Here is a 21,105-nt window from a genome sequence, read left to right as displayed (position 1 = left end):
TCGGGTTCACATTGACCACCGCCAGGACTACATATATTAATTGCCGGAGAGCTTATCCCACCTGATCAGACAAGTCCGGTAATATTGCCCTGTTCATCAATATCCATCCCCTCTGCAGCAGGCACTGCAGGAAGGCCGGGCATCCTCATAATATCGCCCGTTATAGGAATCACGAAACCGGCTCCGGCAGCAATCTCGATCTCGCGAACAGTTACCACAAAATCTTTGGGCCTGCCGAGAAGCTCGGGGTTGTCGGACAATGATTTCTGTGTCTTTGCTATACAAACCGGAAGCTTGTCAAGCCCCAGCTTCTCTATCTTGTCAAGATCAGCCCTTGCCTTCCTGGTAAAATCAACTGCATTGGCACCGTAAATCTTCCTGGCCACCGTTTCAACCTTACGGGGAATGTCCCAGTTCCAGTCATACATCGGCTTGAACCTGTTCCTGCAGTTATCGGCAACGCTGCTAACCACTTTGGCAAGTTCTTCAGCACCTTTGCCGCCTTTAGCCCAGACATCAGCCTCAACTGCTTCTATACCAATCTTCTGACAATGCCCATTTATCATACCTATCTCCTCATCTGTATCTGTTGCAAACCGGTTTATTGCAACAACGGCGCATATGCCAAACTGGGCTATATTCTCAACATGCTTTGTCAGATTTGACAATCCCTTTTCCACTGCACCCGGATCAGGCTCACTGATATTCTTGATATCAGCTCCGCCGTGATACCTGAGGGCCCTGACTGTGGCTACAAGGACAACGGCTCTTGGTGAGAGCCCCGAATAACCGCATTTGATGTCAAAAAACTTCTCCGCACCCAGATCGAACCCGAAACCGGCCTCTGTAACCACGTAATCAGATAACGACAAGCCCATTCTTGTAGCAATGACTGAATTGGTGCCCTGTGCTATGTTTGCAAACGGTCCACCATGGATTATGGCAGGTGTGTGCCCGGTGGTCTGGACAAGATTCGGCATAATGGCATCCTTAAGCAGGGCTGTCATGGCGCCGTGAGCCTTCAGGTCACGGGCATAGACGGGCTTTTTGTCGTGGGTTAACCCGATGAAGATGTTTCCCATCTTTCTCTTCAGATCCTGCAGGTCATCGGCCAGGCAGAGGGCCGCCATGATCTCTGAGGCAGCGGTTATATTAAATCCTCCCTCACGGGGTACACCGCTCATAGTGCCCCCAAGGCCTACAATAACATTACGCAGCGACCGGTCATTCATATCCATTACCCTTTTCCAGAGGACAGTGCGTGGGTCAATGCCTATGCTGCGTGTTTTGCTCTGTATATTGTTATCGATCAGCGCAGCAAGAAGATTGTTTGCCTTTTCAATGGCGCTGAAATCGCCGGTAAAATGCAGGTTTATGTCCTCCATCGGCAGAACCTGTGAATATCCTCCGCCGGCTGCGCCGCCCTTGATCCCGAATACAGGTCCAAGTGAAGGCTCACGCAGAACGACCGCACTCTTTTTACCTATCCTGTTGAGGCCCAGAGAAAGGCCGATCGAAACTGTTGTCTTGCCTTCACCGGCAGGAGTGGGCGATATTGCGCTTACCAGGATCAGGGTACTTTTATCAACCTTTTCCCTGTCGATATATTTAAGTGGTATCTTGGCCTTGTACTTTCCATAAAGCTCAAGATCATTTTCATCAATGCCCATTCCGGCAGCAATCTCAGAAATGTGCTTCATACTGATGCTTCGGGCTATTTCAATATCTGACCTCATAATGACTGTTTTTTTGTTAATACCGGTAACACCGGGCGATCATCACGGTAAGCCTTTAAGGCCGGTACCTTGCCTGGTTTAGTATTCTCTGGTAATCGGTATCTTCCATCAGCTCTGAAAGTGTTACATCCCGGTTGCGGCTCATGTAGGAGGAAACGATCTGCCAGCCAAGCCAGAGAGCTGCCCGGCCGGGAGATTCACTTGTAAACTCCCTTGTAAAGGGAGCAGGATTGACAAACCGGCTGATTGTCCTCACATCGGTAGAGAAGAGTAATTTGTTTTCAACCAGGTAGGTCCACATGAGATCTTCATTCCTCCTGCACCACTGAAGCTGCTGTTCGGTAAAACCTGTTTTCAGTGTATCATGCTGACCGGGAAGAACAGCATCAAGAAAGTAAAGCATCTTCCCGTGATGAATAATATGGCTGAGCAGGTTATCCTCACTTTCATCAAACTCAAATTCCATCATCGCCCATGCCATCATACAATCCGATGCGATCTTTCCGGGGTGCATGACCTGCCTCTGATACAACGGCAGCTGCAACTGTGAGTAAAAAACATGACCGGATCCGAGATATTTGTCCAGGCCTATGCCTATGATTCCTTCAGAGGTAATAACGGACTGGTTGAATCCCGAAATGTAGGTGTATATATCGGGAACCCGGTAGCCGGGGAAATAGTACATGAAGTAACTGAAAGCCAGTTCAAGCTCATCTTCAAGCCACGCGAGATCCGGAAATACCTCATCAACCCCTGTTTTGACCCGGTAAATGTCAAAATCTGTGAGGAACCTCCTGAGATGTCCGGGGAAAGCAGGTGATGCTGGATTGCCTATACGGATAATAAGATTGAAGTAAATATCGAAAAAATCTCCGTACCTGTCTTCTAAAACAGCAATCTGCTGTGGAATGCTGTCAATGTCCAATTCAAACAGGTCATTATCGAAGCGCATTATTCCAATCCCTGCCTCAATACCGCTTATATCGGGTGCCGGCACCCTGTCTGAACATGCCATCAGAAAACCTGATGTTACAAGCACCTGGAAAACAATAAAAAAGCACAGGCTGCGTGCCCCCCTGTTGGATTTATGTATGCCTCCTGTCGTATGCATTATTCTGCTTACAGATTTTGGCGATCCCGCCGTTTATAAAATATTATGGCTTACCAAACGATTTTTTTGGTTAATTTTGTCTGGTACCTGCTATAAAATAATAAATACTGATCAGACTGTAAAGATAAAATTTTGGTTTCTATTTGGCATCAACTGTTCAGGGTATAAGTCCGATAAACATTAAAATTAAACCATATGAGAGGCTTCGTCATTACATTAATCCTTCTCTGCATTGTATTAACCTCAACGGCACAGGGAGTTCGTTTTTCAATCTTTGCCGATCCCCAGATTGCATGGCTTGCCCCCGAAACGCGTAATGCCGAATTTGCAGGTATAAGGGGAGGCTTTGATACCGGGTTTGAGATGGATAACTTCTTCAGCAGTAATTATGCTTTCTCAACAGGCCTCTCAATCAACAGCACAGGAGGAAAATTGAAATTTGACGAACCTCTGGCCTTCCACTTTGAGGGTTCAACCGACACCATCCCCCCCGGCAGTGAGGTAATCTACAAGCTGCAGTACATCAATCTGCCCCTGGGCCTGAAGTTTACAACAAGGGAGATAGGCTATACCACGATATTTGCCAGGATCGGTATGGGCGGGCACTTCAATGTCAGGTCCAGGGCAGATATTGCCGCATCAGGCATCAATAATGAAAGTTTTGCCGATGGGATCAACATGTTCAACTTCTCATATCATTTCGCTGCCGGAATACACTATTCACTGGGTGGTGAGTCGGCTGTAGTCGCCGGGTTTGAATACCGGCACAGGTTTATTGATATCGCCTCGGACGACCAGTATAAGGCCCTCCTGAACTCGGTTTCACTGAGGATCGGATTGCTTTTCTGAATTTGACGTTAAAAATATCAGGACAATAAAATATACAAAGAAATGAAGATCGCCCTGGCACAGATAAACCCTCACGTAGGGAACATAAATGAAAACCTGACAAGGATCGTCTTCTGCATAAAAAAGGCACAGCAATTCCATGCTGATCTTGTAATATTCCCGGAAATGACCGTTTGCGGGTATCCCCCTCACGACATGCTTGATTACCTTGACTTTGTGGACAGGTGCCAGGATGCTGTTGGAAGGATCGCCAGAATATGCACCGACATTGCGGTAATTGTCGGCTCGCCTTCACATAATCCCGGCCGGGAAGGAAAAAGACTTTACAATTCAGCCTTTTTTCTTTATGAGGGAAAAATCAAAAGCATTCACCATAAGACCCTCCTCCCCGATTATGATGTATTTGATGAATACCGGTATTTCGAGCCCAACGACAAATTCAATATTGTCGAATACAAGGGAAGCAGGATAGCCATTACCATATGTGAGGATCTGTGGTATGACCAGAGCTTTGATAACGGCCAGAAGAATACAAGGTTGTACAAGGTGCAGCCAATGGAGAAACTGATAGGCCAGAAACCGGATTTTATAGTCAATATCTCAGCATCTCCATTTGCGTGGACGAAGATCAGGGATAAAAAGGAGATATTTACCAAAACATCAAAAAAATATAGCCTGCCCCTGTTCATGGTAAACCAGGTAGGTGCCAACACTGACCTGATATTTGAGGGTGGCTCTCTTGTAGTGAACCAGAATGGTGAACTGTTTGACAGGGTATCCTGGTTTGAGGAGGACTTTCAGATCTATGACCTGGATGAAGTCAGGAACACTCCCCCGCATGTGACAGATCATAAACAGACCGGGATCATGGAGATGCTGTTCCGTGCACTGGTACTGGGAATAAGGGATTATTTCAATAAAACAGGAAATTCACAAGCCCTGATAGGTCTGTCGGGGGGACTAGACTCGGCTGTTACAGCGGTGCTTACAGCCGAAGCACTAGGTTATGAAAATGTTCATGCCGTTTTTATGCCTTCACAATACACTGCGTCCGAATCATGGGAAGATGCCAGAAAACTGGCTGATAATATCAGTATTTCATACAGTGAAATTGACATTGAACCGCTTGCCAAAATGTACAGCAAGTCCCTTGAGCCATTGTTCGGCGATCTTTCCGAAGATGTTACCGAAGAAAATATCCAGGCCAGGATAAGAGGGACCCTGCTTATGGCAATATCCAACAAGCTCGGCTTCCTGATGCTGAACACATCAAACAAAAGTGAGGCATCCGTAGGCTATACCACCCTTTACGGCGACATGAACGGGGCGCTTTCCGTACTGGGTGACGTTTACAAAACCCGGGTCCGGGAACTGGCTGCATATATCAACAGAAATGAGGAAATCATCCCCGAAAGGGTTATTAAAAAAGCCCCTTCAGCCGAGCTCAGGCCGGATCAGAAAGATACCGACACCCTTCCCTCCTATGAAGTTCTTGACGAAATACTGTTCAGGTATATCGAACAACAAAAGAATGCCGGCCGGATAGCAAGTGAAGGGTTTGACAAAGAGCTGGTTGAAAAGGTTGTGCGAATGGTTAATATGTCAGAGTACAAACGATACCAGTCACCACCCGTTTTGAGGGTGAGCAGCAAGGCATTCGGCAACGGCCGCAGGATGCCAATAGTGGCAAAAATATAATTCTCAACAAACCAAACAGAAATAGACTCCAAAATTATGCAGACAATAATTGAACTGTTTGAAAACAGTGTCAACAAGTACGGAGATAATCCGCTTATGCTTGAAAAATATGGTGATAAATATGAAAGCACTTCCTACCGGGATATACGGCAGGCTGTTGCCGAGTTCTCTGCAGGGCTTATAAGTATGGGGATCAATAAGGGCGATCGCATTGCCCTGCTTTCAGAAGGCCGCAATGACTGGGTTATTTCAGAGCTTGCAGTGCTCTACGCTGGTGCAGTCAACATTCCACTATCAGTGAAACTTGGTGATGCTTCTGAAATAAAGTTCCGGCTCGAACATTCAGGCGCACGAATGATTATAGTTTCTGGCGGCCAGGCCCACAAGTTGCAGGATCTCAAAAGAGAGCTTGCCGTACTTGAAAAAATAGTGCTGCTGGATAAGCCTGATAAGATGGACGATAAAGACATTCTGTATTCTGATATCAGGGAGGCCGGGAAAAATGTTCTTGAAAATGAGCCCGGGAAATTCGAGGAGCGCTGGAAGTCAATAAAAAGTTATGATTATGCAAATATATGCTATACCTCCGGCACCACTGCCGACCCCAAAGGGATCATCCTTTCACACCGCAACTATACAGCGAATGTAGAACAGGCAAGAAGCCTGATGGAAGTTCCGGAATGGTACACCACGCTGCTCATACTGCCCTGGGATCATGCATTTGCCCATACTGCAGGGATATATACTTTGATATCAGCCGGTGCCAGTATGGCATCAATCCAGGTGGGCAAAACACCTATGGAGACACTCAAGAACATACCGCAGAATATCAGGGAGATAAGGCCCGTGTTCTTGCTTAGTGTCCCCGCACTGGCCAAGAATTTCAGGAAAAACATCGAAAGCGGGGTCAGGCAAAAAGGGAAAGTGGCTAAAAGGCTTTTTGACTGGGGGCTCAGCATTGCCTATAAATACAACGGTACAGGCTGGGACAAGGGCAAAGGGATCAGGTTCCTGCTCAGACCTCTTGTATCACTGTTCGACAAAATACTTTTTTCGAAGGTCCGCGAGAATTTCGGGGGCAGACTCAAGTTCTTCATTGGAGGCGGAGCTTTGCTTGACATTGAGCTTCAAAGGTTTTTCTATGCACTGGGGATGCCTATGTTTCAGGGTTACGGACTGACAGAAGCTTCGCCCATAATATCATCCAACTCAGAAAAAAAGCACAAGCTCGGATCATCAGGTTACCTTGTAACCGATATGGAATTAAAGATTTGTGACGATGAAAAGAACGAGCTGCCGACCGGCGAAAAGGGTGAAATAGTCATTAAAGGTGAAAACGTGATGAAGGGCTACTGGCAAAATGAGGAAGCAACCGCTTCAACAATAGTTGACGGATGGCTCTACACCGGTGATATGGGGTACATGGATGAAGACGGCTTTCTGTATGTGCTTGGCCGCTTCAAGAGCCTCCTAATATCCGATGACGGCGAAAAATACAGTCCGGAAGGTATTGAAGAAGCATTTGCAGGACAATCACAGTTCATTGACCAGTGCATGCTATACAACAACCAGAACCCCTACACTGTGGCTCTTATTGTACCAAACAGGGAAGCTCTGAAGAGGTGGCTCGGTCAGAAGAACCTCAAGCCTGAATCAAAGGAAGGGCAGATCGCCATGCTGAAATTGCTGGAACTGGAGCTGAACGAATACAGGATTGGGAGAAAATATGAAAAAATGTTTCCGCAGAGATGGCTTCCCGCCTCAATAGGGGTTCTGGATGAGGCGTTCACCGAGAGCAACCAGTTACTGAACAGTACCCTGAAGATAGTAAGAGGTAAGATAACCGAAAAATACAGTGAGAGAATTGACTATCTTTACACCGTAGAATCAAAAGACGTATGCAACCCGGTGAATATTGAAGCAATCAACAAACTCATGATGAACGTTCAGTGAGCTGCATTGATTCATGTTTCAAGCATTTATGAGGTATCAGATATGTCCGTGCCTGCAATAATCGGCATATAAATATAATAGTAATTGAAGCTTTCCGTTTCAATTCAGGTAGTATTTAAAATCGAACAGGTTACATCGCATTGAATGAATAATTTCGTCAGGTTCCTTATAAGCAGGATGTTCTGGAAACATCTTGCAATAATAGCCGGTATAACAACCTTTGTAATACTTACCATTTTCGTGGGATTGAAAATCTACACCAGGCATGGGAGGGCTTATGCCGTGCCTGACCTGAGGGGCCTGACAGTCACTGAGGCAGAAATGGTTACCGGAGCACGCAGGCTCAGGTACCAGGTGGCAGATTCGGTATTTATCAGTCACGAAGCAAGGGGCACGGTCATAGATCAGAACCCCCCGCCCAATTTCCGGGTAAAGGAGAACCGCACAATATTTCTTACCATAAATGCAATGAATCCTGAAAGGGTTGCTATGCCTGATGTAACAGGTGTTTCATTAAGACAGGCCAGGGCAATAATAGAGACCCAGGGACTTGAGGTAGGCAGACTTATCTATGTGCCGGACATAGCGATGAACAATGTACTGCGCCAGCAATATGAAGGCAACGATATTGAACCCGGAGAGTTGATCGTGCGTGGAGAGGCAATTGACCTGGTACTGGGTGAAGGCCTCAGCACAAGGACCACTTATGTGCCCGATGTACTCTATCTGGACAAGGAAGAGGCAAGGAACAGGATACTTGCAGCCTCGCTGAACCTGGGTGCAGCATTGTATGACACCACCGTAAAAAATGAAGAGGATTCTATCAACGCATTTGTCTGGCGTCAGCGACCTGAATATTCTGAAGGTTTGCAGATCAGGCTGGGATCAATAATTGACCTCTGGATGTCGGTCGACTCAACTCTTCTGCCTGTTCCTGACACACTCGAAATTCTCATGGACGACTTACCTTATGATGAAGATAGTATTATATGGTAGTATAATCCTGCTCTTGTTCCTGACAGGTGCCACAGGCCGGTCCCAGGAAGTTCTTGGCGGACTACAGGTCAATAATGCTGTCAGGGAGCAGCACCTTAAGCATCCCGTGCTTAAATCGTCTGCAGGCCTGATTGAACTGCCCTTCTTTGATGACTTTTCAGGCTCTGAAGTATATCCCGACCATACCAAATGGGCTGACAGATACGTATATATTAATGCAAATTACCCGGTAAACCCTGTATCTCTGAATGTTGCAACTCTTGATGCAATAGATGAAACCGGTGCGCTTTATGAGCATGCAACGATATGGCCATTCCTGGCCGACAGGCTGACCTCAAATCCGATAAACCTCAGCTATATGCCGGCTGACAGTATCTACCTGAGTTTTTTCTACCAGCCCCAGGGAAGAGGTGATGTACCGCAGCCCAATGATTCGCTCAGGGTGGAATTCTGGTCACCCTCAACTGAGAGCTGGAGCATAGTATGGTCCGTTCCCGGTGACAGCCTGCATGAATTCAGGCTAGCAATGATCCCTGTTACAGATACCATCTACCTCATGGAGGGATTCCGGTTCCGGTTCAGCAATATTGCCAGTATAGCCGATAACAGGACCAATCCGGGATCTATGGGTAATGCCGACCACTGGCACATAGATTATGTTGTTCTGGACAGGAACAGATCCTTCACCGACACTGTTTTCAGAGATGTTGCATTTACAGAACCCATAAGGTCTGCCCTGAACAATTACGAAGCCATGCCATGGGAACAGTTCCGTGCAGGAAGGATAGTTGAAATGGGTTCGGTGCTCCCGGTATCCTACCGTAACAACGATATAATAACAAGAAGTGTGCAACGACATTTTTCGATCTATGACGTTTATGAAAACCGATTGGCCCACAACTTCTCAGGCGGATCAACTGTTATAGGCCCCGGGGAGCTGCACAATTTCGAAGCTGACCTTACATGGTCGTTCACGTCGGCAAGTGCGGACTCTGCGCGCTTCAGGATCAGGGCCTGGCTTACAGTGGACGGACTTGAACCGGATAACAATGATACGGTTATCTATTACCAGGATTTCGGCAACTACTTTGCCCTGGATGATGGATCTGCAGAGAATGGATACGGGCTCTCGGGAGGAGGCGCGGAGAATGCCCGGATTGCATGCAGGTTCAGGGCCTACAGGGCCGATACATTACGGGCTGTTAAAATATATTTTAACCAGTCGCTCAACGATGCATCAAGGCATAATTTCAAACTTGCCGTATGGGACGATGACAGCGGGCGTCCGGGCAACCTGGTATATTCCCAGGAAGGTTTCAGGCCTGAGTATGGGGATGGAGTGAACAGCTTTCATACATACCGGCTGGATGAGGCAATACCTGTATCCCAGGTCTTCTATGTCGGCATAATACAAACCAGCAGCAACTTTCTCAATATAGGATTTGACGTGAACCGCAATAACCGAAGCAGGAATTACTACAATATTCATGGAGAGTGGAAGAACTCCTCATTCGAAGGGTCGCTGATGATACGCCCCGTGCTGGGCATGCCACAAAGGCCTGCAAATGTAGCAGATCCTGTTATTAATGAGATCATGAGGATATATCCCAATCCCGCCAGTGATGTGATCTTTTTTGACCTGGAACCAGGCATTGACCGGCGTGCTGCAACCATCAGCCTTATAAATACTCTGGGGCAGACCGTATACCGGGTGCCCGGTACGGAAAATAGCATGGATGTATCAATGTTCCCGGCAGGTATCTATTTCATCCGTGCCGAAACCGGAAATGACCACATTGAAACAAGGAAGATACTCATTAAATAGTCCCTATGACCAATCAGCCCGGAGAAGATATCAATGATGCAGCCGATCTGTATGAACATTTCAGGTTTGAGGCTGATCCGGGTCAGAAGCTTCTCAGAATTGACAAGTTCCTTGTTAACCGGATTGAGAATGTTTCCAGGAGCCTCATACAGAATGCCGCCACAGCAGGTAACATACTGGTAAACGATTCCCCCGTAAAATCAAATTACCGGGTACGGCCCGGTGATATCATAACAATAGTCATGGCTCACCCCCCCAGGGAAGTTGAGCTTTTACCTGAAGATATCCCGGTGAATGTGATCTATGAAGATGACCACCTTGTTGTGGTGAACAAGGCCCCCGGTATGGTCGTACACCCCGGGCACGGAAACTATACAGGCACGCTTATTAATGCGCTTGCCTGGAGGTTCAGGGAAATGCCTCTTTTCGAATCGGGAGAGTTACGGCCCGGACTGGTACACCGGATAGACAAGAACACCAGCGGACTTTTGGTGGTGGCAAAAACTGAATTAGCCATGAACCGGCTTGCAAGGCAGTTTTTCGAAAGAAAGACCAGGAGGGAGTACGACGCCATAGTGTGGGGAAGGCCCGAGCCGGCAGAAGGCAGTATAGAAGGCCATATAGGCAGGCATTCCAAAGACAGGATGAGAATGGATGTCTTTCCCGATGGCAGCCAGGGGAAGTATGCCCTCACCCATTACCGGCTGGTCGAGGACCTTGGCTACATCAGTCATGTTGAATGCAGGCTGGAAACCGGCAGGACACACCAGATAAGGGTGCACCTGGAGCACATAGGTCACCCCCTTTTCAATGACGAAAGATATGGCGGCGACCAGATACTGCGTGGCACCACCTTTACAAAATACAAACAGTTCGTTCAAAACTGTTTCAAGGTTTTACCCCGGCATGCACTGCATGCCAGAACGCTTGGATTTAAGCACCCTGCAACGGACAGGGAACTTTGGTTTGAAACAGAGTTGCCTGATGACATACAGCAGCTAATTGACAAATGGAAGAGGTACACCGGAAGCAGGGATGAGATATGAGCCGGGTGTTGCTGGTGCTTTATATCACCGGCCCGGTTGAACCGGGCAGCATCCGGGAAACATGGACCGGGTGCCTTAGTGATCCTGTTTTTTTTATATTTGCCATTGAATCCACCAACTGAGTTTCGCAATGAAGAAAAACATAGCCATAGTTGCCGGAGGCGACTCATCCGAATATGTCGTATCGGTAGAAAGCGCATCCAACATCATAAAATCGCTCGATAAAACCCGTTACAACCCTTTTCTCATAACCATGAAGGGTGACAGGTGGATAGCCGGCACCATTGAGGAGCCGGGACCCGTGGTTGATAAAAACGACTTCTCGGTAATGCTGGACGGTAAAAAGACAAAGTTTGACTGTGTTTTCATGGCGATACACGGGACTCCGGGCGAAGACGGCAAGCTGCAGGCCTATTTCGACCTTATCGGGATGCCCTGCACCACCTGTGGCGTACTCGCCTCTGCCCTCACATTCAACAAATACATATGCAAGGGTTTCCTTAACAATTTCGGCATCGTATCACCAAAGGCGATGCTTGTGAGGAAAGGATACAGGTTTGACCCGGGAAAAATAGCTGCGGAGATCGGACTGCCCTGTTTTGTCAAACCCAACAACGGGGGGTCCAGCTTCGGGGTCACCAGGGTCACCAAAGCATCCCGGTTAAAAGATGCCATCCTTAAAGCTTTCAATGAAGACAACGAGGTCATCATAGAGGAGTTCATTGAAGGCACAGAACTGACTGGCGGGGTGTTCAAGAGCAGTGACAGGGAGATACTGTTTCCCCTGACTGAAATTGTAAGCAAGAATGAATTTTTTGATTTTGATGCCAAATATAACAGGGAGGCTGATGAGATAACCCCGGCAAGGATAGATGAAAAATACACAAGGGAGTGCCAGCAGATATCCTCCATGATCTATGATATCCTTGACTGCCGTGGAATTGTAAGGATTGACTACATACTCAGTGAAGACAAATTATATTTTCTTGAAGTCAACACTGTACCGGGAATGACCGATACCAGCATTATTCCCCAGCAGGCAGAGGCGATCGGACTGGAAACAAAGGAGCTTTTTACACTGGCAATTGAAGACGCTATTGAGTATGCAAAAACCGGGCGTTAATACCCGCCCGGTTTTTTATCAGCGCTACCTGTCAGGTATAACCCTTCCAGGCAAAAGTCTGTCAGGAGTTAACAGACGGCTTTTTTCAGCACACACTCATTACTAACAGAATACCGGCAACACATTGCCGCGAAGGACGCGGAATTAAAGATAGCCTGCCGGGCCAGCAACCTTTCAGAAGCTCAATGACATTCCTGCGTTAAACATCCTCGGCAGCCCTACCCTTATACCCTGCGGCCTTCTTGATGCTATATATCTTTCATTAAGCAGGTTCTTTATGGTAAGGTTAAAATTCAGTCCGCCAGGAAGGTCATACCACGCCGATAAATTCATTACGAAAAATGACGGTATCTGCCCGATACGGCCGTTGGCAGTTGCCTGGAGGTAATTGTAATCAGGATCAGCACCGGCCCTTTCAATCCAGTCGCCAACACAACCGGTATTGAGCACGTCGGTATACTGGCTCCCCGTGAACTGTCCCCCTACCCTTACGCCAAAACCGGTTTGGCTCGTGTACTGCAGGTATCCTGAAGCATTTACCGCCGGTGAATAAGGGGTCCTGTTACCTTTCACATTTACCATGACAGTATTATTCAGCGGTCCGTTTGCAATCCGCTCCACCACAAATCTGTCGTCAGAGAATACCGAACGGGTAAATGTTGCATTTACAGCTGCCGTAAGATCGCCCGGCAGACCGGTCAATTGTGAAACATTAAGGATGACATCGCCCTCAGCCCCCCTGTGGCTGGTCCGGCCTGCATTGATATACCCGGCTCCCCGGCCTCCCGAAGATTCTGACACCGGTATAACCTGGTTTGAGAAATCCATTAGAAATAGTGTAGCCTCAAACCTGACCACATTTTCAAAACCTGTCCGTGCCCCAGCTTCAATGTTCCAGCTCTTTTCAGCATCCAGCAGCATATCTTCGCCCGAACTGCTTATGGCATCCTTGATCCTTGGCGGAGCAAATCCCCTGTGTATACCGGCAAAAACCCCGTTCTGCCGATTGAAATTGTAGTTTATTCCGGCACCTGGAATCAGCTCAGCAACAAAGGTATTGTTCACAATGGCCACATCTTCAAAACTGGCCCTGAGGATATCCCTCTCGTAGTTCAGCATCTCGGTGCGTATTCCGGCCGTGACCGAAACCCTGTCACTGAGAAAGGCTTTGTTCTGTACCCAGGTGCTGAATGCATGTCCCGTACGTATCTCATCATCCCTGAGGTTGCCCGAAACCGCTGTTGCACTTGTGCCGTTGACCCTTTGTTCATATGCCCTCTCGTAATGCAGACGCGCACCTGCATCAAGGATGCTTCTCAACCCCTTCAGGGAGTAATTAAATCTTGTCCTGTTCTCAATCCCTGCAACCTCAAACTGCCTGTTCCTGTTACCTGTGCTGTTCCTTAAAAATATCATGCCGCCGGGAAGGGTATTGTCACCCCACACCTCTCCGGTTAGACCGGAAGAACCACCATCATATGTGAAATCCTGCCTGCGCCAGTTCCGTGTTGTGGTATAGCCGTAGGCGGTTGTGTTGAACTGCAGATCGTCACTTAGTGAGAACCTGTGGCTCAGGCTCATTGAATATCTCCTTACTTCGAGGTTGTCGTGCGGAGCAAGCCGCACATGATCATTGCCGCCAGTTTCAAACATGGCCTGTGTAAGTCCAACATAAGTCGAATTGGAAACCTCATCATAAACACCAATTTTAAGGGTTGCGGCAGACCTTGGCGAGGAGCTGAATCTAAGCTTGCCATTGATATCGTTCAGCACAAATTGAGTGGGTCCCAGGTTTTCGGCCTGCCTTCTGAGATAGTTTACCTGGAATCCGGTATTACCGTATGTATTACCATAACCGGCCAATCCGCTGTAATAACCACCCTGTCCGCCGCTTATTCGTGCATAACCTGTGCTCTCAGCCGGAGGATCGGCTGTGATATAGTTTATCACACCACCGATAGTTTGCGGACCGTATAAAATAGACCCGCTCCCCTTCAGAACCTCTATGCCGCTCATCCTGTCAATGGACGGAGTATAATACATCTCTGGTTCCCCGTAAGGTCCAAGTGCAACAGGTATCCCGTCCTCAAGCATCAGTACGTTCCGGCTTTTGTCAGGGTCTAATCCCCGTACCCCTATATTTGCACGCAACCCGGCTCCCTCCTCCTCAACAACATGCAGGCCGGTTACCGTTCTCAGCACCTCATTCCCGGTCAGGGGTGCAATAGCTTTCAGATCATTGTTGGCAACCGTGCCTGCTGATCCGGGAAGATGCTGAAGCAACCCGATGCGGCTGCCCGAAACAACAACCTGCTCCATAAGCAGAACATCCTGCTCAATTTCAAATACAAGTTCGGATGTTTCGTTTTCGCCGACTTCAACAACCTTCTCTGCGCCTCTGTAACCGATCCCCTGAACCCGGACCGTATGTTTGCCCGGCGGCAGGTTCACAAGCATGAAATATCCGTCTGCATCGGTAGAAGTGCCGTACGATGTTCCTTTAAGATAAACTGTTACAAAAGGGGCGCCCTCATCTCCGGCCATAACCCTCCCATAAAGATGCGAGCTGTATTCCTCTTCGCCTTTTCTGATATCCAATATGCTGGTCATCCCTTCAGCATAAAACCCGGGGCTTTGTTCCGGATTAACCGGCGGCAGAACTGTGCCCGTCATTACAACCGGCATAACAGCCAGTAAAAAACTTTTTAATTTTAATATCCTCATTTCGATTATGATTTAATTACAGGCACAAAAATATATTCCTTATCCAGGTACAACAATACCTTATTTTAGTGATTCTGACCGGAGATATAGCCGGATATAGTAGGCGGGTGTTAGTTCAGAACATTTGACACCCTTTGAACGGGGACCAGAATAAGGATAACACAGATAGGCAACAACCGGTTTGTTGTGCATGTGTATACCACAAACCGGTAAGCCTTTCGCAATAAGACCCGGTATTACGATTAAATCAGAAGAACCAGCGGTAAGCCAGGTTGAAGTTCCTCCCGGGCATGGGAAAGTTTCTCTCCTCTATCCTGGTAAGATGATCCCTGTAGCTTACATTGAGAAGGTTTTCAACCCTGAGAATTATAACATGCTGTCCTCCTCCGTTAAGCCTGTAGCCAACATTCATCCCCAACAGCACGTAACCTTCGGTAGCCTCCTCATCGGGAGCCACAGAGTTTTGCGCCGATACGGCACGCACCCGTGAGCCGATCCATCCGCTGCCAAAGTCATATTCAGCCGTTCCCGAGAACCTGAAAGGAGGCATGAACGGCAGATAATGATTTTCGCTGCCTGTACGCCTACCATTAACGTAGTCAATACTCATAACAGTTCTCAGTCCGCCAGTCACATTCCACGATACCGAAGCCTCACCTCCATACAGCCGTGCCCGGTCTCCCTGGTACTCAACAACCGGCAGTCCCGATCCTTCATCTGTTTCACCTGTCGGTTGCATGATTATGAAGTTGGAGAAATAATTCCAGAAGCCTGCCACCTCAGCACTTATCACACCATTGCCCCACCGCGCGAACAGGTCAGTTCCGTACCCGATCTCATCGTCAAGGTTAATGCTACCGATCTCGTACAGTCCGGCACAAAGATGAGGGCCATGGGCGAACAGCTCCTCCAGCATGGGATAACGGTGCGACCTTGCAAGCTGGCCGCCGATCTCAACAGTTTCGGCAGGCCGGTAGTTCATTCCCGCCGACCCTGAATAGACAAATGCATCCCTGCTTTCACTCATATCGGAAAAATCATTGGGAAGGGCGGTCGCCCTGAGGAAGTCCAGACGCCCTCCAAACTGCAGACGTATACGGGTCGTAACTGGCACCTCCTGGAAAGTAAAAAATCCGATATTATATCTCTCTTCGTTGGGTGTGAATGCATCATCGCCGCTCACATCCATCTGCCTTCCGGAAAGACTGAGACCGAATGCTCCCCTGTCGAATATCCCGACAGGCCGGTGCTGAAGCGTCAGTGTAGAACTTACATTCAGCTTGTCAAACTCAATTTCAATGTCTTCTTCAATATATCCATCCTCGATCTCAATCTCAATCTCCTGTTGTACGAACCTTGAGCCGTGGATCCTGAGCTGGGCCCTGTCAAAGAAATCACTTACCCTGAAATGCAGCCGCCCCTGCATAAGCTGCTGCCTGATGCGCACCTCCACACTCTCGAAAGGATCGTCAAGTTCTTCGGGAATACCATATGTATTCCTGCCCATGCCGAAGTTGACCCCCCCGTTAGTATTGCCGTTGTTAAAGCCAAAACCAAGGGAACCGTCATAGTTATTCATGTAGGTGCTGGGGATAACCCCTTCGGGCGACCTTACATCGCCCGACTTACGGTAGCCGAAACGGCCGCTGGCGGCCCAGTTCTCTGCGCCCCATGTATACCGTCCAAATCCGGCTCCCATATTGTTGTTGGAAGCTCCCTGCGCCGAAACAACTCCCGATCCTCCCTGATCCCATCCATCAGGAATATCGGCCGTCATCAGGTTTATCACTCCCCCGATAGCACTCGACCCGTACAGAAGGCTTGCAGGTCCGCGCACAACTTCAACCCTGTTAGCTGACAGTGGGTCAAGGGATATGGCATGCCCTGCAGAGGTTTCTGAAACATCGCCCATACGCTCACCATTCTGAAGTATCAGAATGCGGTCACCATCAAGTCCACGAATCACCGGCCGGCTTGGCGTCGGCCCCATAGACCTCATGGCGATGCCCGGCTCGCCGTCAAGCATCTCACCGAATGATGTTTCGGCACGCTTCTGCAGCTCCTCTCCAAGATATACATTATCAGGCTGGTACCTGAAACCACGTGCAGTAGGTGAAGATGTGACCACTATCTCCTCAAGGTCAATACCACGGTATTCGACCTCAATATCGAGTTCGATCTCCTCTCCCTCGTCCAGACTGAAATATATTCTTGCCACTTCAAAACCCATACCCTTCACCACAAGGGTATTATCCCCACCGGGAACGTTTGATATCTTAAAATTACCTGTGGCATCACTGAAAGCACCTATCCTGGTTCCTTCAACCACGATATTTATAAAAGGTACAATATCACCCTCACCCTTTGTAGTTACTTTACCGCGTACAACACCGTCACCCGAAGGAAAGCCATCAAAGTGCGGAAAGCATAATAAAACATTGAAAATAAAAAGCAATATTGCTGATATTGAAATTGTTCTCATCCTGAATTAATGTAAATTGTTGGTTGGTTAACAGGTATCACTTATCCGTACCTGATCCTCCTGCAGAAATATGTTGGTGTGCAATTTGACTGCCGGTAAGAAAAGAGATCCGGCAATCTGTTTCCGGTTAGGAATTCAGGGGAGGGGCCCTGAGTGGGCAGCATCGGAGTAGTCCGAATGACTGTGGTACAAATACATATCCGGATTTAAGGTCAGAAGCATATCCTGCGATAAAACCTGAGGTATATGCACATCCATCATCAGTAACCGTAGAATCACATAAAAGGGTGAACAGTAAAAGTTCAAGGTCACTGTGCTCATGATTCTTACCTTCACTGCAGCACGAACTGAAGGGATGGGAATGTTCTATGATCATGCCATTGGGCAACTGGTGCTGATGGCGGTTCACCGTGTTGTTGAACAACACGAAACCTAGCGGCAGGATCATCAGCAGTGTAAGCCCTTTTTTGATCATTATCTTGAAAAAGAATTACATTTTTTCTTGTACCGGCAAAAGTAATTCAGGAATTTCACCCTGCCAATACCTAAAAGAGGGTAATTATATTAATTTAACAATAAAAAGAGCAATCCCTCGTGGAAATTGCTCTTCAAAAAAAGCTTATTTATTGCAATTCTAAACTACCGTGCTGAATCAAAACATCAGGCTCCGGAGATCAATAAAACCGGATAAAAGGCTATCCCGGATTTTGTAACCGTGGCAATCTCAGAAGAAGAGCCTGTACGCCAGTGTGAAGTTTCTTCCCGGCATGGGAAAATTCCTTTCGGCAACGCGCGACAGGTGATCACGGTACCTCTGATCCAGTATGTTGTCAACCCTGAGTATAATTACATGCCGTCCGGGACCGGTCAGTCGGTATCCCGCGGTAAAACCAAGCAGAGTATAACCATCAGTCTCCTCTTCCTCAGGGGCAACCCTGCCCTGGCTTGCAGCCGATACCAGTCTGCCGCCTATCCATCCCTGCCCGAAATCATACTCCAAATCTGCCATAAACCTGAATGGCGGGATAAACGGCAGGTATTCCGTCCCGTTTGCAAAGCGGCGCCCGTCAACATAATCGGCTCCGACTCCCAGTTGCACATTATCATGAAGCCGAACAGAACCGGAAAGTTCGAATCCCATGAGCCTTGCCTCATCGCCATTATATCGAAAAACCGGGAACCCCGATGCAGGATCGACATCACCCGTAGGCTCGAAAATAATGTAGTTCATGAAGTGGTTGACAAATCCTGCCAGCTCAATGTCAAAAATGCCATCATCCCACCTGATGAACAGGTCGGCTCCCTGTCCCACCTCATCCTTGATATTGCTGTTTCCAATCTCGTAAACACCGGCGCCAAGATGGGGACCGTCGGCATACAGCTCCTCAACTGAGGGGTTCCTGTGCGAACGTGCAAACTGTCCGCCAATCTCCAGTTCATCAAGAGGCCTGTGATTGAATCCTATCGAACCGCTGTAATTGACTGCATTTCTCCTTGCGCTGATATCGGGGAAAAATTCATTCGAAAGAGCTCCTGTATGCTGGTAATCAATTCTCAGCCCTGCCTGCAGTCTCATTTTTGACGAAAGGGGTATCTCCTGGAAGGTGAAAACACCAAGATTAAAGCGCATCTCTCCCGGGGTATAGGCCTCATCACCACCCACATCCATCCTGTGGCCGTGCAGATTAACCCCGACAGCGCCCCTGTCGAAAAATTCGAAAGGTTTATGCTGCATTGTAAGGGTGGAGCTGAAAGCATATTTCTCATATTCCAGTTCAACATCCTCATCAACAACCCCGTCCTCCCACTCATACTCAATCTCCTGCTGGAACATGCGGCTGGCATTGAACCTGATCTGGCCCCTGTCCATAAAGCCGTCATTCACAAAGCCCATACGGCCCTGGAGAGCCTGCCGCTGCATCCTTATTTCAACCCCCTCATCAGGGTCGTCAATATTCTCAGGTATCTCATAGGTCTGGTTTGCCATTGAAAGGCTCAAGCCTCCCGCACGCCCCCCCCGGTCAAACCCTAAACCAAGGGACCCGTCGTAATTGTTCATCGAGGTGCCCGGTAAAACGCCATCGGGTGTCCTAATGTCTGACGACTGCCTGTGGGCAATTCTTCCGGTAAAGGCAAAGTCGTCGTTACCCCAGGTATACCTTCCAAAGCCGGCGCCCATCCTGTTCATGGTGGCCCCTTGCAGTGAAACCACTCCCGACGATCCGGGATCCCACCTGTCGGGTATATCGGTGGTCATAAGGTTGATGACCCCGCCAAGCGCGCTCGATCCGTACAGCAGGCTTGCCGGTCCGCGCACCACCTCTACCCTGCTAGCCACAAGCGGGTCAAGTGCAATGGAGTGATCGGCCGATGTTTCAGAAATATCACCCATTCTCTCGCCGTTTTCAAGCAACAGAATTCTGTCGCCGTCCATACCCCTTATAACAGGACGGGCAGGCGACGACCCGAGCGATCTCATGGCAATGCCGGGTGAGTGATTAAGCATTTCACCGAAAGAGACTTCGGTACGCTTCTGCAGCATTTCACCAGTATAGGCCATGTCAGGCTGGTATCTGAAGCCGCTGGCAGTGGGCGAAGCGGTTACAATGATCTCCTCCAGATCAATTCCCCTGTAGTATACCTCTACATCCACTTCAAGTGTCTGGTTGGCCCTGATCTCAAATTCAACCGAGGCAGGCTCATAACCCATGCCCCTGACAACCAGGGTGTGTCTACCTTCAGGCAGATTAGTGAGTATGTAGTGACCGGAGGCATCAGTTATGGTACCGATCCTCGTTCCCTCAATTAAAACGTTTATAAAGGGTATGTGCTCCCCATCCCCGGCGCTTACAACATGTCCGAATACGTTGGCATCGGTATGGTCATCTTCTGTGGCGCCAAGACTGACAAGTGATACAGCAAATGCTGTGAATACAATCAATATTGTTCTCATATATAATTTTCAATTGTTGGTTGGACATTGTTAAACGGAGCCGGTTAATTTCCGACGGCGACCGGGATCCTCATGCACAGTTTTTCCGTATTGCGGCTGACAGCCAAACCCGGCAAGCCCGGGCAGGATCATATCAGAACCCCGGCAGGAGAGGTGTGTTTAAAGACGGGGAGGACCACGAAGCAGGGGAAGGTTATAATACCCGCTGTATACCCTTTCCGGCAGTTTATTGAGAGTGGTGTGTGTCAGCAGCTGCCGGTAGACCATCAGTGTCAGCACCACCATCAGAATAATCAGGGTCCCGTGATAAACCAGGTCAAGGATCAGGTATTCAAAGTCGCTATGGTGATGCTTCTCAAAAGGGTTGCCTGGCGAAGAAGCAGATTTATTGTAGGGATGGGCATGCTCGACTACAATTCCGTTGGGAAGCTGATGGTAGTGCCAGTTAACAGCGTTGTTCCAGAACAGTGCCATCGTTGTAGCTATAAGAAGAAATGAGAGCAGCCCCTTCATAATATTTCAATTCGTTGGCGTTTGATTATCTGCCACTTAATAATATAATCCTATTCCATTATTATAACCCGGTGTCTGCGGCGAAATTACTAAACA

General features: G+C 48.2%; 14 protein-coding genes. 7 read left to right on the top strand and 7 right to left on the bottom strand.

All coding sequences use genetic code 11. The features are described 5' to 3' along the window. Positions 1 to 65: 65 nt before the first annotated feature. Together EA408_10820 and EA408_10815 are read right to left on the bottom strand one after the other, a co-directional pair. A complete protein-coding gene (locus EA408_10820; GenBank protein TVR70697.1) occupies positions 66 to 1,736 on the bottom strand; it encodes a formate--tetrahydrofolate ligase in 1,671 nt (556 codons plus the stop codon). Positions 1,737 to 1,791: 55 nt separating this feature from the next. Then, positions 1,792 to 2,847 carry a hypothetical protein gene (locus tag EA408_10815; GenBank protein TVR70696.1) on the bottom strand — a complete coding sequence of 352 codons (1,056 nt, stop codon included), beginning with the start codon at positions 2,845 to 2,847 and terminating at the stop codon, positions 1,792 to 1,794. A 195-nt stretch (positions 2,848 to 3,042) separates the two neighbouring features. Between EA408_10815 and EA408_10810 the strand changes: the two genes are divergently transcribed. The 7 genes from EA408_10810 to EA408_10780 all read left to right on the top strand — a co-directional run bounded on the left by EA408_10810 (position 3,043) and on the right by EA408_10780 (position 12,337). Continuing rightward, entirely contained in the window at positions 3,043 to 3,696 is a 654-nt protein-coding gene (locus EA408_10810) for a PorT family protein (GenBank protein ID TVR70695.1), read from the top strand. A 42-nt stretch (positions 3,697 to 3,738) separates the two neighbouring features. Beyond that, the gene (locus tag EA408_10805; GenBank protein ID TVR70694.1) at positions 3,739 to 5,394 is read left to right on the top strand and encodes an NAD+ synthase; all 1,656 of its coding nucleotides are present in this window, start codon (positions 3,739 to 3,741) and stop codon (positions 5,392 to 5,394) included. A 33-nt stretch (positions 5,395 to 5,427) separates the two neighbouring features. Beyond that, entirely contained in the window at positions 5,428 to 7,347 is a 1,920-nt protein-coding gene (locus EA408_10800) for a long-chain fatty acid--CoA ligase (protein TVR70693.1), read from the top strand. A 144-nt stretch (positions 7,348 to 7,491) separates the two neighbouring features. Beyond that, positions 7,492 to 8,343: a PASTA domain-containing protein gene (locus EA408_10795; GenBank protein TVR70692.1), complete on the top strand. Its 852-nt coding sequence runs from the start codon at positions 7,492 to 7,494 to the stop codon at positions 8,341 to 8,343. Beyond that, positions 8,318 to 10,168, top strand: coding sequence for a T9SS C-terminal target domain-containing protein (locus EA408_10790; GenBank protein ID TVR70691.1), 1,851 nt, complete (start codon positions 8,318 to 8,320; stop codon positions 10,166 to 10,168). Before EA408_10795 ends, EA408_10790 begins: the two co-directional genes overlap by 26 nt. Positions 10,169 to 10,173: 5 nt before the next feature. Continuing rightward, positions 10,174 to 11,214 carry an RluA family pseudouridine synthase gene (locus EA408_10785; protein ID TVR70690.1) on the top strand — a complete coding sequence of 347 codons (1,041 nt, stop codon included), beginning with the start codon at positions 10,174 to 10,176 and terminating at the stop codon, positions 11,212 to 11,214. Positions 11,215 to 11,344: 130 nt separating this feature from the next. Beyond that, positions 11,345 to 12,337, top strand: a complete 993-nt coding sequence (locus EA408_10780) for a D-alanine--D-alanine ligase (protein TVR70689.1) — start codon at positions 11,345 to 11,347, stop codon at positions 12,335 to 12,337. Between the two features lie 174 nt (positions 12,338 to 12,511). Here EA408_10780 and EA408_10775 read toward each other — a convergent pair whose 3' ends face one another. The 5 genes from EA408_10775 to EA408_10755 form a co-directional block, all read right to left on the bottom strand. After that, positions 12,512 to 15,061 carry a TonB-dependent receptor gene (locus tag EA408_10775; protein TVR70688.1) on the bottom strand — a complete coding sequence of 850 codons (2,550 nt, stop codon included), beginning with the start codon at positions 15,059 to 15,061 and terminating at the stop codon, positions 12,512 to 12,514. 247 nt (positions 15,062 to 15,308) lie between these two features. Next, the gene (locus EA408_10770; protein TVR70687.1) at positions 15,309 to 17,543 is read right to left on the bottom strand and encodes a TonB-dependent receptor; all 2,235 of its coding nucleotides are present in this window, start codon (positions 17,541 to 17,543) and stop codon (positions 15,309 to 15,311) included. 127 nt (positions 17,544 to 17,670) lie between these two features. Beyond that, positions 17,671 to 18,018, bottom strand: coding sequence for a hypothetical protein (locus EA408_10765; GenBank protein ID TVR70686.1), 348 nt, complete (start codon positions 18,016 to 18,018; stop codon positions 17,671 to 17,673). Between the two features lie 249 nt (positions 18,019 to 18,267). Further along, on the bottom strand, positions 18,268 to 20,496 hold the full coding sequence (locus tag EA408_10760; protein ID TVR70685.1) for a TonB-dependent receptor: 2,229 nt from the start codon (positions 20,494 to 20,496) through the stop codon (positions 18,268 to 18,270). 159 nt (positions 20,497 to 20,655) lie between these two features. Next, positions 20,656 to 21,009, bottom strand: coding sequence for a hypothetical protein (locus EA408_10755; GenBank protein ID TVR70684.1), 354 nt, complete (start codon positions 21,007 to 21,009; stop codon positions 20,656 to 20,658). Positions 21,010 to 21,105: the final 96 nt, after the last annotated feature.

It is taken from the genome of Marinilabiliales bacterium (assembly GCA_007695015.1).
GTDB lineage: Bacteria > Bacteroidota > Bacteroidia > Bacteroidales > PUMT01 > PXAP01.
Note: the sequence above shows the minus strand (reverse complement) of the source record. Positions and strands in the feature narration are given on the sequence as shown.

Bases quoted from the DNA above. Each gene is read 5' to 3' on its own strand.
- EA408_10780 (TVR70689.1), top strand. From the start codon at position 11,345: ATGAAGAAAAACATAGCCATAGTTGCCGGAGGCGACTCATCCGAATAT.
- EA408_10820 (TVR70697.1), bottom strand. From the start codon at position 1,736: ATGAGGTCAGATATTGAAATAGCCCGAAGCATCAGTATGAAGCACATT.
- EA408_10760 (TVR70685.1), bottom strand. From the start codon at position 20,496: ATGAGAACAATATTGATTGTATTCACAGCATTTGCTGTATCACTTGTC.
- EA408_10815 (TVR70696.1), bottom strand. From the start codon at position 2,847: ATGCATACGACAGGAGGCATACATAAATCCAACAGGGGGGCACGCAGC.
- EA408_10765 (TVR70686.1), bottom strand. From the start codon at position 18,018: ATGATCAAAAAAGGGCTTACACTGCTGATGATCCTGCCGCTAGGTTTC.
- EA408_10785 (TVR70690.1), top strand. From the start codon at position 10,174: ATGACCAATCAGCCCGGAGAAGATATCAATGATGCAGCCGATCTGTAT.
- EA408_10795 (TVR70692.1), top strand. From the start codon at position 7,492: ATGAATAATTTCGTCAGGTTCCTTATAAGCAGGATGTTCTGGAAACAT.
- EA408_10790 (TVR70691.1), top strand. From the start codon at position 8,318: ATGATGAAGATAGTATTATATGGTAGTATAATCCTGCTCTTGTTCCTG.
- EA408_10805 (TVR70694.1), top strand. From the start codon at position 3,739: ATGAAGATCGCCCTGGCACAGATAAACCCTCACGTAGGGAACATAAAT.
- EA408_10775 (TVR70688.1), bottom strand. From the start codon at position 15,061: ATGAGGATATTAAAATTAAAAAGTTTTTTACTGGCTGTTATGCCGGTT.
- EA408_10770 (TVR70687.1), bottom strand. From the start codon at position 17,543: ATGAGAACAATTTCAATATCAGCAATATTGCTTTTTATTTTCAATGTT.
- EA408_10810 (TVR70695.1), top strand. From the start codon at position 3,043: ATGAGAGGCTTCGTCATTACATTAATCCTTCTCTGCATTGTATTAACC.
- EA408_10755 (TVR70684.1), bottom strand. From the start codon at position 21,009: ATGAAGGGGCTGCTCTCATTTCTTCTTATAGCTACAACGATGGCACTG.